Annotated in this window: 14 protein-coding genes; 5 read left to right on the forward strand and 9 right to left on the reverse strand. The window is 52.7% G+C overall.

Annotated features, from left to right (window positions below):
- Window positions 1–5: 5 nt before the first annotated feature.
- Complete coding sequence (locus tag ACYJL1_RS14915; protein ID WP_460896114.1) at window positions 6–593, reverse strand: biotin transporter BioY; 588 nt, start codon at window positions 591–593, stop codon at window positions 6–8.
- Window positions 594–689: 96 nt separating this feature from the next.
- Here ACYJL1_RS14915 and ACYJL1_RS14920 point away from each other — a divergent pair, with 96 nt between their 5' ends.
- On the forward strand, window positions 690–1592 hold the full coding sequence (locus ACYJL1_RS14920) for an MBL fold metallo-hydrolase (protein WP_460896115.1): 903 nt from the start codon (window positions 690–692) through the stop codon (window positions 1590–1592).
- 19 nt (window positions 1593–1611) lie between these two features.
- Here the strand turns inward: ACYJL1_RS14920 and ACYJL1_RS14925 are convergent, their stop codons facing one another.
- The 3 genes from ACYJL1_RS14925 to ACYJL1_RS14935 form a co-directional block, all read right to left on the reverse strand.
- Window positions 1612–2433 (reverse strand): DUF1499 domain-containing protein, encoded by an 822-nt coding sequence (locus ACYJL1_RS14925; protein ID WP_460896116.1) that lies wholly within the window; start codon window positions 2431–2433, stop codon window positions 1612–1614.
- Window positions 2434–2559: 126 nt separating this feature from the next.
- A complete protein-coding gene (locus ACYJL1_RS14930; protein ID WP_460896117.1) occupies window positions 2560–4854 on the reverse strand; it encodes a phosphocholine-specific phospholipase C in 2295 nt (764 codons plus the stop codon).
- 77 nt (window positions 4855–4931) lie between these two features.
- Entirely contained in the window at window positions 4932–5222 is a 291-nt protein-coding gene (locus ACYJL1_RS14935; RefSeq protein ID WP_460896118.1) for a hypothetical protein, read from the reverse strand.
- A gap of 264 nt (window positions 5223–5486) precedes the next feature.
- Here ACYJL1_RS14935 and ACYJL1_RS14940 point away from each other — a divergent pair, with 264 nt between their 5' ends.
- The gene (locus tag ACYJL1_RS14940; protein WP_460896119.1) at window positions 5487–5813 is read left to right on the forward strand and encodes a hypothetical protein; all 327 of its coding nucleotides are present in this window, start codon (window positions 5487–5489) and stop codon (window positions 5811–5813) included.
- Window positions 5814–5828: 15 nt separating this feature from the next.
- Here ACYJL1_RS14940 and ACYJL1_RS14945 read toward each other — a convergent pair whose 3' ends face one another.
- Window positions 5829–6050 carry a hypothetical protein gene (locus tag ACYJL1_RS14945; RefSeq protein WP_460896120.1) on the reverse strand — a complete coding sequence of 74 codons (222 nt, stop codon included), beginning with the start codon at window positions 6048–6050 and terminating at the stop codon, window positions 5829–5831.
- Between the two features lie 213 nt (window positions 6051–6263).
- On the opposite strand from ACYJL1_RS14945, the gene ACYJL1_RS14950 reads away from it, so the two are divergent.
- The gene (locus ACYJL1_RS14950) at window positions 6264–7658 is read left to right on the forward strand and encodes an aminotransferase (protein WP_460896121.1); all 1395 of its coding nucleotides are present in this window, start codon (window positions 6264–6266) and stop codon (window positions 7656–7658) included.
- A gap of 148 nt (window positions 7659–7806) precedes the next feature.
- Complete coding sequence (locus ACYJL1_RS14955) at window positions 7807–8157, forward strand: cupin domain-containing protein (protein ID WP_460896122.1); 351 nt, start codon at window positions 7807–7809, stop codon at window positions 8155–8157.
- Window positions 8158–8397: 240 nt separating this feature from the next.
- Here the strand turns inward: ACYJL1_RS14955 and ACYJL1_RS14960 are convergent, their stop codons facing one another.
- Window positions 8398–9093, reverse strand: a complete 696-nt coding sequence (locus ACYJL1_RS14960) for a TetR/AcrR family transcriptional regulator (protein WP_460896123.1) — start codon at window positions 9091–9093, stop codon at window positions 8398–8400.
- 193 nt (window positions 9094–9286) lie between these two features.
- Here ACYJL1_RS14960 and ACYJL1_RS14965 point away from each other — a divergent pair, with 193 nt between their 5' ends.
- Window positions 9287–9775 (forward strand): RidA family protein, encoded by a 489-nt coding sequence (locus tag ACYJL1_RS14965; protein ID WP_460896124.1) that lies wholly within the window; start codon window positions 9287–9289, stop codon window positions 9773–9775.
- A 118-nt stretch (window positions 9776–9893) separates the two neighbouring features.
- On the opposite strand, the gene ACYJL1_RS14970 is transcribed toward ACYJL1_RS14965, so the two are convergent.
- The 3 genes from ACYJL1_RS14970 to ppdK form a co-directional block, all read right to left on the reverse strand.
- Window positions 9894–11213 carry an esterase-like activity of phytase family protein gene (locus ACYJL1_RS14970; RefSeq protein WP_460898055.1) on the reverse strand — a complete coding sequence of 440 codons (1320 nt, stop codon included), beginning with the start codon at window positions 11211–11213 and terminating at the stop codon, window positions 9894–9896.
- Between the two features lie 267 nt (window positions 11214–11480).
- Window positions 11481–12230: a polysaccharide deacetylase family protein gene (locus tag ACYJL1_RS14975; protein WP_460898056.1), complete on the reverse strand. Its 750-nt coding sequence runs from the start codon at window positions 12228–12230 to the stop codon at window positions 11481–11483.
- A 74-nt stretch (window positions 12231–12304) separates the two neighbouring features.
- The gene (gene ppdK / locus ACYJL1_RS14980; protein ID WP_460896125.1) at window positions 12305–14974 is read right to left on the reverse strand and encodes a pyruvate, phosphate dikinase; all 2670 of its coding nucleotides are present in this window, start codon (window positions 14972–14974) and stop codon (window positions 12305–12307) included.
- Between the last annotated feature and the right edge of the window lie 21 nt (window positions 14975–14995).

Below are 14995 nucleotides of genomic sequence, written 5' to 3' on the forward strand. Positions count from 1 at the left end.
TGAAATCAACGACGCTTGAGCAGCGATCCAAGAGCGGGAACTGCGGCGGCGGCCAGTGCCAGCTTCAGGACATCGCCAATGATAAAGACACCAACGCCATAAGCGAAAGCCTTTTCAACGCCGAACAGATAAGCCATCCAAAGGAAGCCCATGGCGAGAATAATTCCTTCGGCAAGGAGCATCGACAGGCCGATGGAGATCGCATTGCGGGCAAAGCCTTGATCGGCTGCACGTCCGACGACCCAGGCGGCTACCAGATAGGACAGGAGATAACCGCCTGTCGGTCCAACCATATAGGCAAGTCCAATGCCCTTTTCCGGTGTACCGGTGAATACGGGCATCCCAAGAGCGCCTTCAAGCAGATAGAGCGCCATGGTGGCGACTGCCAGACGCGAACCATAGGCGGCAGAGATCGCAAACACAGCAAATGTCTGCATCGTCACATTGACGAAGACCATGTCCACTTTCGTCTTGGCCGAAAGCGCCATCAGGGCCGAGCCGACGAGAGCGAGCGTGACAAACCATACGGCTTTGGCCAATTGGCCTTCCGGCTGGAACGTTTCGGCAAGGGAGCGGGTTTTTGCAATGATCATGGTCTATCCTCCGTATTGGCTTTCGCCATCTTGGAGAAGAGGTATATTAAGCTTCATCCCGCACTGCAATAGGCGCATAAAGGTTAGCCCACATCAATGTCCCTCAGTTTCGATAGTAAATTCGCGCCCCATTATGGCGAGGCCGTGGATGTTGCCCCGCAGGTCCAGCGAATCACGGTCAACAATCCGAGCCCCTTCACCTTTCACGGCACCAATTCCTATCTGGTCGGCAAGGATACGCTGGCGCTGATTGATCCCGGCCCGCTCGATGATGCTCACAAGGCAACCTTGCTGCGTGCCATTGCCGGACGCCAGGTCAGCCATATTTTTGTAAGTCATACGCACCGCGATCATTCCCCCCTAGCAACAGTTCTGAAAGATGAGCTTGGCGCGCTGCTGGTGGCGCAAGGCCCGCATCGGGCAGCCCGTCCGCTGCATATTGGTGAAGTCAATCTGCTTGATGCCAGCGCCGATACGGATTTCATTCCCGACATTATTGCGGAAAATAATGCGGTCACCCTTGGGGATGGTTGGGCTTTGCGCGCCATCCACACACCAGGTCATACGGCAAATCATGCGGTTTTCGCGCTGGAGGGTACCGGAATATTGTTTTCGGCCGACCATATCATGGCGTGGTCCACCTCAATTGTCGCGCCGCCGGACGGTTCCATGTCAGACTATATGGCCTCGCTCGACGTGATGCTAGAACTGGATTCGCGGGTTTATCTGCCCGGTCATGGCGGTGCGGTTACAAAACCCAAAGCCTTTGTGCGTGGTCTGCGAGGTCATCGCAAAATGCGCGAACGCGCCATTCTGGAGAGGGTTCGCGCTGGCGACCGTACCATTGCCGCGATGGTAAAGGCGATCTACCGCGATACGGACCCGCGTCTGCACGGCGCTGCGGCTCTATCGGTCCTGGCTCATCTCGAAGACATGGTAACGCGCGACCTTGTGCAAACCGAAGGCAATCCCGCTATCGACGGAATTTACTGGGTTTAGAGCACGTTTTGATAGAACATCACAAAGCGTCAGCAGGTGGAATTTCCGTCGTTTCTTCCTCAGGCTGCACGCCCTGGACTTCCGTATCGAGAGCCGCCATGAAGGCTGTAATCCGGTCGGCATTTTCCCCAAGATCATGGGTTCCGTAACGCGAAACGGAGCGCATATCGACATAGGTCGTCTCGCTCTCATCGCTCAGTCGGATCACCACATCGCTGGTGAATCCCAAAAGCCAGGTCCGCGCCACGATTTCGACCAGAATTTCCTCTGTTTCACCGGGCTCGCCTTTTTGATGAATAATCGTCCAACCATTATTGGCGATGACCGTTTTCACTGCCGCGAGAATCCGGTCAGGTGATCCCTCATAACGGCGACCTGTGACCTCACGATAGGCCTTGGCTTGCAGGCCGCGGCTATCGGGATCATTGATGACCGGATTCATATGGATTGAACGCCTGTCCGTTTCCAACAGGGCGGGTGGATCTGTCAGATCAGTCGAAACATCGTAAATTGCTGGCAAAACCATGACTTGATAAATCGTCGTTACGAAGGGTGTCAGCACCAGCAAGGCGATCAAAGTCCCCCAGAACGACCGCGTAAAGCCGATATCGCCACGCCGCCACAGGCTGGTAAAACCCTTGAGCGCCAGCAGCAATGCAAGCAATGCCAAACCCGCAACAATGGCAAGCAGCCAGAGAAATTCCGGCGTCTCAATTTGCTCAAAGCGATGCCCCAGTCCCGAGACGACAAAGAGTATCAGGCTGAGAAACGCAAAGCGAACAGACCATTTTGCTGAAATCGAATGGCGGCGATACCATTGGCTAGAGTGTTGCGCGCGCATGGCTTCCTGAAATCCGGTCAATAACAGGCCAAACAGCTAATCGCATTTGTTCATGGACACAAGCACCGGGGGAGCGGCTTCCCCTTCTTTGCGAAGGGGAAACCCGTTTTTGGCCGTTGGTCGGACTTAAGCGGATACCGCTACATATACCCGCTTTGCTTCATCATATTTCATTCCGGTTGCGGGGTCCGTTTTGCTGAGCTTGCCATTTTCGACATGCCCGGCGTAGCGGCGCAGATAGGTCGAGGCGCTTGCAGCATCGGCAAACGATATGTCGTACCAGCCATCCTTGGTAGAAAGCGTGGCTGATACAGCACCCGGAGCAAGCGTGGTTTCCTCGCCCGTATAGGCATTGATCACCTTCAACTTGCCATTGGCGGTCGGCCATTTATCGAACTGGAATGTAATCGTCTTGCCGTCAGCCGAAGGTATGGCATCGACCAGATCCGGCAATAGTCCATCGGCCGGGCTTTTAACGTCGCCACAAAATTCAGCGCGGTAGCCATTAGGACCGTGGATTACATAAGAATACGCGCCTTCTTTCCAATTTGGCCCCTTATCGGAAAGCAGGTTCCAGCTATCGGAAACCTCCATTGGTTTATCTCCGGGCTTGATGCCCTCGACACTATAGAACCAACCTCCATCGGTGCGGTCGTAGCTGAGAACCGTGAAAGCTGCGCCCAGCCTACCGCGGTTTTTGAAGGTGAACTTCAATCTTGGCTGCGCTGCGGCGGTAAAGCTGGCAAATACCTGGAAGTCATAACCCACTGGCAAGAGATCGCACTGTGTCTGATCCTGCTTGATCGAAATGGGGCGATTTGCATCCGGATCAGCCTGGACGTCTTTCATTGTCGGCCTGAAAGCGTTGGCGCCACTCGTGATCTTCCTTTCAGCTGCGGTATGGATTTTTGTTGGTTGCAACGCATCCACAAGCTCGTCCATCGGCTGGACGTGCGTGCGGTCAAAATCAAATGCGCTGGTCAAATCCCCGGTAATTGATTGGCGCCATGACGAAACATTGAGCGGGGAATCATTCTCGTCCAATTTTCCTTTGGCTTTCAGCCAGACATCGAGAAACCGGTTGATCGATGTGTGATCAAATGTTTCCGAGCAGACGCGCCCGCCCGAACTCCATGGCGAGATCACAAGTGCTGGAACGCGTATGCCAAGCCCGATAACGCTGGCTGCCGAATTGAGACAGGCTTCTGAATTCACATCGCCATCCTTACCCGAAGCGCTCAGATTTATGCCGGGCGAAACCAGACCATTATTTGTACTCAATGGCGGAACTGGAGGTAGAACATGATCGAAAAAGCCGCCATTTTCATCATAGGTGATAATCAAAGCGGTCTTGTGCCAAACCTTTTTGTTCGCCAGAAGTGCACGCAATACTTCGCTCAAATAGAACTCACCAAAATGTGGCGAATATTTTGGATGTTCGGTAAAGGCTTCCGGTGGCACAATCCAGGATACTGCCGGCAATTTGTCGTCTACGATATCCTGCTCAAACTGCGATGGCTTGTTGGCATCGGTTCTAAGCACCGAGTTGACCGTCTGGTTCTTGATATTGATCGATGAACGTTCCGCCAAAGGCTTGTTTGTACCGCGATACTGTTTGAAATATTCAAGCGTATTGTCACCGTAATTGCCTGCGAAAGGGTCCTGCGTCCAGGTCAGTCCGTCCTGATAGAATTTCCAGTCAACTTTCAGTTCTTCAAGCTTTTCCGGATAGGATTTCCAGTATGGCCGATTGGACGAATCGTCGGGAACACTATCATTCTGACTGCTGAAATTTCCGTTTTCCACCCGACTGAACGATGTGCCCGTGAAGTAATAGGACCGATTTGGGTCTGTCGGGCCATTGACGGAACAATGATAGGCGTCACAGACTGTAAATGCCTTTGCGAGCTGAAAATAGAGTGGAATGTCGGATTCGACATAATGTGCCATTGCCACAAAGTCTTTTTGTGGAATCCACTTATCATTAAGGCCATTATTCCACGCTGCAATACCATCACTATATCCATGGTCCGGGTCTTGCAGGTAAACATCGCCCGCATCCGTATCGGCACTGGCTCCCTTTGGCAGGCGATAGGGTGGCACCTTGGGCAAGGACTTGTCCTGTTGCGACTGATACCAGACCGGCTCACCGCTCTTGAGCTTGTGCGGACGCGGATCGCCAAACCCGCGCACACCGCGCAGCGTGCCAAAATAATGATCAAAGGAACGGTTTTCCTGCATCAGGATCACCACATGTTCAATATCTTTCAGCGAACCCTTGCAGTGGGTGTCAGCGGTCAACAACTCTGCAACCAGATTGGAACCGGCCAAGGCCTCGCTCATATAGGCGGAGCAAGCCGAATAAGCTGCCGTGCTCGTCCCTGCCAGGCCCAACATCCTGATGAAATCGCGTCTATCCATAATGATCCTCAAAACTAAAAAATAATTGAAAGCTGTGTTAAGTCACACAGCTGGTAGGTATGCCGACAGTTTTTTGGCTATTTGCAAAGCTCGTCTGATGGTGCAGCCGAGCTGATATCGGCGGTCTGCTTGTCTGGCGCTTCCGGCGTGTTGGGAAGTTCTTTCCGTGCGTCCTTTAGGGCGAGGTTCAGCCCCTCATTCTTCTTAACAAGGTCGGTATTTTCAGCGACAAGACCGGCATTTTCGGCCTTCAATTCATTGATCTGACTTTCAAAGGTCGACGCAACGCTATCGGGTTGCGGGTTCGAACTGTCATTGCAACCTGCAATCGCAATAAATGGTAGTAGGGCGTAAAAACGATATTTCAAAATCTCGCTCCCGAAACAAATAAGCATAAAAAGGGCCGATAATGCGTGTCAGGTAGCGATGTTATGTAAAGGCGTGATGACAGATTAGAACAATTACAGGCAAACGATACTGCGGTTTCCCGCTTCAGTTGGTAAGCCGCCACTTTCATCAGATTTAAGCCGTTTACATTTTATGAGTGTATCCGATGGCACACTCCTGCCATCATCGAATCAAGTGATTTGGCGCAAACAAAGCGCGGAGACTTAACCCTGACAGAAGATAACATGACGAGGCCGGATATGATGCCTGAAGCTGGCAAAGCGGTTTCGCTTGAAGTTGTAGAAGTTGAATTGGCGCTTGGCGCGCAGGATATCGTTGCTGATGGCTTCGAAGGAGCCTTGCAAAAGGCCGTAGAGCTTGTCGATGGCAAGCTGATCTTCAATATCAGAGCACCTGAAAACAGCGACTATCAGCGGGTCGCAGCGATCGCCGTTTCCGATGGCTCAGCCGATCAGACGGTTTTCGTTACTCTTGGCAATGATGGCACTACCTTTGCCGTGACTGCGGACAAATCCGACATCAATGTCGGTGGCGATCTGCCGCTGCTCTAGAGCGCGCAGTTGAACTTAGAACTTGAAGGCACCGAAAACGTTGAGAAGATTGATTGTTACGGTAAGTGTGCTGAATATCGCGGCCCATACCAGCGCATGAACAGCAAACGCGGCAGAATATACGCCACCCTTATCAGGCAAAGCTTTTATTCGCTCGTCCATTAAATCAATCCGCGATGCGAGTTTGTCGACCGCTTGGCTAATCTGGGTTGCTTCTGCTGCGTTCATACTCGCCATTTTAATATTCACTCATCTATAGTCAATCTCCAAGCCAGACACTGCGGCAAGCAGGCTTGGCTAAAGTAGTTGCTTTTCCCGTTCTGGCAATTGAGCTTTAGTCTAGGGTGGGGACTCGTTCAGATCCAAGTTTCAAGCTGTAATCTTCACTACGGGCCTTGCTCTTCATTCAAGTCAAGCTAAGCTTCTGTATCCAATAACCGGAGTCACAAAATGGCGAACAGCCGCCCCCTTACCAATGTCCAGCAGCGCGATGTCAATGCGATCCTTCACCCCTACACCCCCTTGCATAAGTTGCAGGAAAACGGCCCTTTGGTCATGGGGCATGGCAAGGGCGTCTATCTCTACGACACGCAGGGCAAGGAATATATTGAGGGCATGTCCGGCCTGTGGTGTGCGGGACTTGGTTTTGGCGACGAGGAGATGATCGAGGCTGCCAACGAACAGATGCGTACCCTGCCCTATTACCATCTTTTTGGCGGCAAGGGCATGGAACCCGCGATTGAGCTTGCTGAAAAGCTCAAGGAAATAGCGCCAGTGCCGATCTCCAAGGTTTTCTACACCTCTTCCGGTTCCGAAGCGAATGACACGCAGGTCAAGCTTGCATGGTATTATAACAATGCGCTTGGCCGTCCGAAAAAGAAGAAGATCATTTCCCGCGTCAAAGCCTATCATGGCGTGACCATCATGGCCGCATCACTGACTGGCCTGCCCTACAACCACAAGGGCTGGGATTTGCCGGTCGAAGGCATTCTTCATACGGATTGCCCACATTATTACCGCTTTGGTCAGGAGGGCGAAAGCGAGGCGGAGTTCGTAGCGCGTCTGGCCACATCGCTGCGTGATATGATTGAGCGTGAGGGGCCGGAAACCATCGCAGCCTTCATCGCCGAGCCTGTCATGGGCGCTGGCGGTGTGCTTGTGCCGCCTGCCAATTACTTCGCCGCCATTGAGCCGATCCTGCGCGAGCACGATATCATGATCATTGCCGATGAGGTCATTAACGGCTTCGGTCGTACCGGAAACTGGTGGGGCAGCCAGAGCGTCGGGATGACGCCAACCACGATTTCCGCTGCCAAGCAGCTGACCGCCGCCTATTCACCGCTTGGTGCCGTGCTTGTGCCGGAAGACATTTATCAGGCCTATGTGGATCATAGTGCCCAGATCGGCACATTTGGCCATGGCTTCACCTATGGCGGCCACCCGGTCGGCTGTGCGCTTGGTGTCAAGGCAATCGAGATTTATCAGCGTCGCAATATTGTCGACTATGTGCGCGGCCTCACCCCGCTTTTTGAAGCGCGGCTTGCCAAGGTCAAGGATCATCCTCTTGTTGGCGAAGTGCGCAATAGCGGTTTGATGGGCGCTGTCGAGCTTGTCGCCGACAAGGCCACCAAACGCTCATTCGATCCCGCCCATGCGGTTGGCCCGGCGCTAGCACGCTTTCTGGAGGGCCACGGTGCCGTGCTTCGCGCTGTTGGGGACAGTATTGCATTCTGCCCGCCAATGATCATCACGGAAGCTGAATTGAACGAATTGTTCAACCGCTTCGAACTCGCTCTTGCCGATACGGAAGCCTATGTTTCAACGGGGGGATTGCGTGCGGCTTGAATGAAGAGACGATAAAATCTCTTGTTCCAGACTCTGAAGTGTTCTGCGAAAGCAACTGTCGCAGAACGCTTATTTTAATTAGTAATAGCAATGTCAACTATTGAAGCAACGTTAACTGTTTAAGCAAAAAACATAAGGTAGATGGAAAATGCAGAAGAAAGCGGCGCTTCTGGATCGCGCCCAATGGGCAGAAGAATCAGATGTTTGGCAGGGCGAGTTCGAAGGAGCGCTTCTTGGCACAGATGTATCGGTGATGTTCTATACAACCGATAAAATAGGCCATGGGCCAAAGCTCCATCGGCATCCTTATGACGAGATTTTCATTGTTCGCCAAGGTCGCGCACTGTTCATTGGCGATCAACAATTAGAAGCTACCGTCGGTCAGATCGTATTTGGGCCGGCAAATGTGGCCCACAAGTTTGCAAACCTCGGACCGGGTCGGTTGGAAACGACTGATCTTCACGTTTCAAAATCATTTATCCAAGAAAATTTGGAGTAAGATGATCCAGTTGAAGGAGACTTGGTTGCACCGGTTTTAATGCGTGGTTCGACAAGCTCACCATGAGGAACGGAATTGATCGCAAGGGGCGCCAAATCTGCAAAGGCAAACCATCGTGCAGCCTCCCATCACCCCTCATGGTGAGCCCCGTCGAACCACGCACTATAGTTTTGCCGACAACCAAACGACCGCGCGTTCATCAACTTGAATGCAAGATTACTTAGCGTTTTCCTTCCATCCTCATCTCGTCACCAGGCCATCAAGCAGGAAGTCCAAGCCTTTGCGGAAGGTGCCGTCCCAATCATCATCCAATAGCAGGCGGGAGCGTTCAATTTTCGGGTAGCGTTCGCTGAGACCTGTCAGTTTCTGCTGTGCTGCGGCCTGCTCATCATCCGAGAGGTCGAAGCTTGCCCTGGTAATGGTTGCGCCCATCACATAGTTCCAGAGCGACCATATTGCGACGTTCAAATCTTTGTCTGCCACTCCGGCTTTGGACAAGGTAGCGCTTAGCAGTTCGAGACGGGCCAGCATGTTCGGGCCCAGCGCCCGGCGCGGCAGGAGCGATGCCGACCAGGGATGCCGCAGCATGCTGGCACGCCAGTCTTCGAGCATATGGAAGACTTCTCCGCGCCAGTCCTTTGGCCCATCTGTTTGCGGCGGCACGCGATATGCGAGTACCAAATCAAGCGCCAGATCAAAGACCAGTTCCTTGTTTTCGACATGCCAATACAGGCTCATCACACCCGAGCCGAGGTGATTGGCCAGCCGGCGCATGGACAATCCTTCGACGCCTTGCGCATCCAGAAGTTCCACTGCTTTTGCTACAATCCGTTCCAGAGAGAGAGATTTTTCGCGGCGTGCATCCGGCTCGGTCTGGGGCGACTTCTCCTGCCCTCCACGCCTTCTGTTTTCCTCGCCTGTACGTTTGATTGCCATTCGTCTTCCTTGCTGATCAGCGATTGATCTAACCGAACAACATGACAAATGTCGATGCTTGCCGATTGACTCGTACGGCGTACGATGCAATTTAGTCGTACACTGTACGAGTCAATCATATGGTGGGTAAAAATTCAATCCTCACCGCTGCGAGCGGCATGTCGCTTGCGGCCAACAATGCACCGAGAAAATCATGTTACGCGCAATCAATCATCTGCTTATCGGAGGGTTCATCATCATGACCATAGCAGTTCCCACGGCGACAACAGCAAACGAGAATGATCTCAAACTGACAATCGTCAACCCAAAAAATCTCTACGACCCGACGCCCAATGGCTACAGCACGGCGGTCATTGCTCCCAGCGGCAGCCGGGTCGCCTATGTTTCCGGTCAGGGCGGTCAGGACAGTACAGGAGCATTGTCCCCTGATTTTGCTGCCCAGGTTAAACAAGCCTATGCAAATCTGGGCGCTGCTCTTGATGGCCTCGGTGCCAAGCCGAATCAGGTCGCGAAGCTCACCATCTTCGTGGTGGATCACGATATGTCGAAGCTTGAGGTGTTGACCAAAACCGTCAAGGAAATGTTCGGCGAAGCGCTACCCGCGCAAACTCTTGTCCCAGTACCAAAGCTGGCAATTGACCCCATGCTTTTCGAAGTCGAAGCCATCGTCATTCTTAAATAGTAGCCACAGCGAGATTGTATAGTTGCATTAATGTTACGCGTGGTTCGCCCTTCGTCAGGCTTAAAGAGGGCGAACCACACACTATTGCCAAATCTTATTAACGACCGCGAAGGTTCCGTTATTTTGCCTTGAGCAGCTCACCAACTTCCAGAATGACAAATTCATTGTCGTCGGCCTTATCGATCGCGCGGCCTGCTGAAAATGGCAGGTTGTTGTCATTGCCAACGATGATGTGACTATCGTCTATGATATCGACATTCTCGATGGTGACAAAAGGCATGTCGTAGAAGCCTTCCCCGCCGCCCTGACGCTTTTTATTGTCAGGATCGGCAATTTTGAGCAGATCAATATAACCGATCTTTCGGACTGCCTTGTCCACATTGGCGTCAGTCATTTCGATTTTGTAGATGCGCTTGTGCTTCGACGGTTTGTCAAAGCAATCGGATGCCGGTGCCTTGGGGTCAGCGCAGGCTTTCGCCTCTGTTCCAGCGCCGTTGTCACGCTCAATCACCAGCGCCGTCGTGTCATCGATCATATTGAAATCACCAATGGCTTCGCCGCCTGCGGAAAGCGGATAGAGCCAGCTGCGACCAGTCCAGTTTTTGGACGCGACATCGAATTCGATAATCCGCAATGCGGGCTGATCGCCAACCTTCTCGACCACGCCGTCATCACCGAAAAGCGGGCCCTCGAGCAGCGCGTATAATTTGCTGCCATCTTTGGATTGCGCCAATCCTTCATAGCCGCCGGAGCGTTTCAGATTGAAGGCCGGGTTCTTGAGCGTCGGATTGGCAGGCAGGCTGATCGCTGGATTGTCGGGCGAGCGAACATCCCTGTCGCCAACCTTGGTAGGGATGACATCGGTCACCTTGCCATCCATTGTTACCTTGACCAGATAGGGGCCGAACTCTTCACCCAGCCAAAAACCATCGGCCACAGGTTGGATTGATTCGAGATCAAGATCGCTGCCGGTCAGATAGCGCGTATCACTGCCTTCCATGACAATCGGAAAAGGCATCTTCTTGTCCGGATCGCTCAAGAAGATCGTCTGCTTGCGATCAACCGTTCCCTTATCCCAATCGAAGGCCAGATGATGCAGCATCAACATTGCATCGACGGAGTTCAGCTTCGTTCCAAATCCATTGTCCGACAACGACCAATATGAGCCGTCGCCGACCGCCTTGATGCCAGAGAAGCCCTGCAACGGCTGTCCGTCAAAAGGCAACGACAAACCGGTCAGCCTTACCCCGTCCTTGCCCGGCACTGTTCCGAGTTCTACAGCCCGCTTGCGATCAGCGGTTGTAAACTTGCCTGAAGTCTTCAGATGCTCCGGGGCGTTTTCCGGCGCCTGCACCATTGTGTTGGCAGGCAGGATCGCATGGGAAACCAGTTTGGCAGGAAACTCCTGTTCGGCGGCCTGGACCGGTAACGCCATCATAGCAGTGGTAAGAAACAGAGCAGCGGAAATTGAACGCATGAAGCATCACCATTGAGTTGAAGTAAAAATGTCAACAACGCTTAGGTGGTCTTTGTGTCCGCGATTTTATGGTTTCGTGACATCCTGATGAATGAGCGAGCGCATCGTTTAAAATTGCAGGTGGTCAGCTCCGAAATTGCGATACATCGTGTCAAAGTCACCGAAAAATCGTCGATTCTTCCGCTAAAATCTCCATCTCAGATTGCAATTTGATTGTGCCCAGTTGAATCAGGTATTTGGACTGCTTGGTGTCTCACTTTTGATCACATCGTTAAGCCGAACGAAACGGAACCCCTTTTTCTTCAGCGCCAGTATGCCTTTTACCACCCCAGCCCCCGCCATTCGCGTCGGCTGATTGATGTGAGCAATGATCACGTCTCCGTCTTTCGCAGCGGAAATCCGTTTCTCCACTTGGCCGGCAAGCAACGATGCTCCCATGTCGGCATTGAGCGAATATCCTGCAACCCGATACCCCATTTCGTGAATGAGTTTGATTGCATTGTCACTATAGCGGGCAGTTGCATCGCGATACCAGACAGGCTTTCCAGCGGTGGCGGACTGCATTGCTTTTGCACCGCCCTCAATTTCTGACTGTATTGCAGACAGTGATCCGGCCGTCTTCAATCCAAACATCAAGGGCTGGTTATCGATGGCCGGAACATGGTTAAGCCCATGATTTTCAATCTCAAAAAGATCAGGATGCGCTCTCATGATGGCGAGGGAAGCAGCGTTACGCTTCAACCATCTGCCCGTTACAAAGATCGTGGCCGGTATTTTGTTTTCTACCAGAGCGTTCAAAATTCTCTGATCGGTTTGACCGGAACAGGCATCAAGTGTCAGTGCGACCTGTGGCGCGTTGACCCCACCCCTTGCAATGAAAAGTTGTGGTTCAACAAAATGCGGATGGTTTCCCGCATTAGCCACAGCCGTTGCCAGAACGACGGAGCATGTAATCAAAACTATGGGAATGAGACGCATGAAAAAATGCCGCAAGACGAGGAATCCTGCGGCGAACAGCGCTCAAAAACAAGCGGAATTATGGCAATAAGCCTTTAATTTCCTTTGGTTTTTGCCGATGCCTGCGCCGCAGCAAGCCGGGCGATCGGCACGCGGAACGGCGAGCATGAAACATAGTCCAGCCCAACATGATCGCAAAAATGGATCGACGCCGGATCGCCGCCATGTTCACCACAAATTCCCAGTTTGATATTCGGCCTCGTTGCTCGGCCTTTTTCCGCTGCCAGCCTCACCAGCTCCCCCACGCCATCCACATCGATTGACACGAATGGGTCTTGCTCAATGATACCCTTGAACTGATACGTCATGAGGAACGAGGACGCATCATCGCGGGAAATTCCGAATGTCGTCTGTGTCAAGTCATTGGTTCCAAACGAGAAAAACTCCGCTGCTTCCGCAATCGAGTCGGCCCGGATCGCAGCACGTGGCAATTCGATCATCGTACCGACGAGGTAACTGATCTTGATTTCAGCCTCTTTCATCACATCCGTGGCAACCGCATCGATCCGTGCTTTCACGAAGTCCAACTCAGTCCGAAGCCCTACAAGTGGCACCATGATTTCCAGCTCGACCGGCGCGCCTGTCAATTTTGCGGCTTCTACTGCCGCTTCAAATATGGCGCGCGACTGCATTTCGGCAATTTCCGGGTAGGAAATCGCCAGACGGCAACCGCGGTGTCCAAGCATCGGATTGAATTCATGTAAGGATTCCGTCCGCTCGCGTAGTTTGTCGGAGCTGATATTCATCGCTGCCGCGACTTCGGCAATTTCTTCATCCGTCTTTGGCAGGAACTCATGCAGCGGCGGGTCAAGCAGACGAATTGTTACCGGCAGGCCATGCATGATCTCAAATAGTTCAATAAAGTCAGCACGTTGCATGGGTAACAGTTTACCCAAAGCAACACGGCGACCTTTCTCGCTTTCCGCTAGAATCATTTCGCGCATGGCAATAATGCGCTCACCTTCAAAGAACATATGCTCTGTCCGGCACAGGCCGATGCCCTCCGCGCCAAACGATCGTGCTGTACGAGCATCATTGGGAGTCTCGGCATTGGCGCGCACTTTCATGCGCCGAGCACCATCTGCCCATTCCATGATCTTGCCGAAATCGCCCGACAATTCAGGCTGAAGCATTGGCACTGCGCCCTTCAAAACCTGACCGATTCCCCCGTCAATGGTAATGATATTACCCTTTTTGAGGGTAACGCCCATGGCAAGCAATGTCTCATTGCGATAATCAACGCGTAGCGCTCCAGCGCCCGAAACACAGGGTTTTCCCATGCCGCGCGCCACAACGGCGGCGTGGCTTGTCATGCCTCCGCGTGTGGTCAGAATTGCTTCTGCGGCATGCATGCCGTGAATGTCTTCTGGGCTTGTTTCGATGCGCACCAGAATGGCTTTACGGCCCTCTGATTTCAATTGCTCAGCATCCTCAGACGAGAAAACAATCTCGCCAGTGGCCGCACCAGGCGATGCAGGAAGGCCGGTTCCGATAACTTCACGCTTTGCCTTGGGGTCGATTGTCGGGTGCAGCAATTGATCCAAAGATGCAGGTTCAATGCGCAATACGGCCTCATCGCGGGATATCAGCCCTTCGTTGGCCATCTCGACGGCAATCTTCAGCGCTGCCTTGGCGGTGCGCTTGCCGGACCGGGTTTGCAGCATCCATAATTTACCATTTTCAATAGTAAATTCAAGGTCTTGCATATCAGTATAGTGCTTTTCAAGCTTGTCCGAGACAGCGCAAAATTCCGCGAAGGCGGCTGGCATGATCTTTTCCAGCGACGGTTTGTCGGAACCGGCCGAAATACGCGCTTCCTCGGTAATGTTCTGCGGCGTGCGGATGCCCGCCACGACATCTTCGCCTTGTGCATTGACCAGAAATTCGCCGTAAAGCTTTTTCTCGCCAGTTGAAGGGTTTCGCGTAAACGCGACACCCGTCGCGGATTTGTCGCCCATATTGCCGAATACCATGGCCTGTACGCTAACCGCCGTACCCCAGCTTTCCGGTATGTTATGCAAGCGCCGGTAGGTCACAGCACGGGCATTCATCCAGCTCGAAAAGACAGCGCCTATAGCGCCCCAAAGCTGTTGCTCGGGATCCTGAGGAAAAGGCTCCTCCAGCTCTTCCTCGATCCTGGCCTTATATTGCGCAACAACATTCTTCCAGTCGTCGGCAGTCAGCGCTGTATCGACGTCATGACCCAAATTGGCTTTTGCGTCCTCCAGAATCTCTTCAAAAACCGAATGATCCAACCCCAACACGACATCGGAATACATCTGGATAAAGCGACGATAGCTGTCGTAAGCAAATCTCGGATCACCTGACTCGCGAGCAATCGCTTCAACGGTCTCATCGTTAAGCCCAAGATTGAGAACAGTGTCCATCATCCCTGGCATGGACGCGCGAGAGCCAGAGCGAACTGAAACCAGAAGAGGCTTTTTGCTGTCGCCAATGAAACGCCCGGTCAGACCGGCAATATGATCCAGCGCTTGTGCGACTTCCCTGGGAAGTGAGTCCGGATAGCTGCGCCCATGCTCATAGAACCAGCTGCAAACTTCAGACGTAATTGTAAAACCGGGAGGAACCGGCAAGCCCAGCGAACACATTTCCGCAAGATTGGCGCCTTTTCCGCCGAGAAGGTTGCGGTCATCCGCCGAACCTTCTGCCTTGCCATCACCAAATGTATATACCCATTTTACCATTGCAGCCTCCCATGCCGCTAA

The organism is Phyllobacterium sp. K27 (assembly GCF_054796155.1).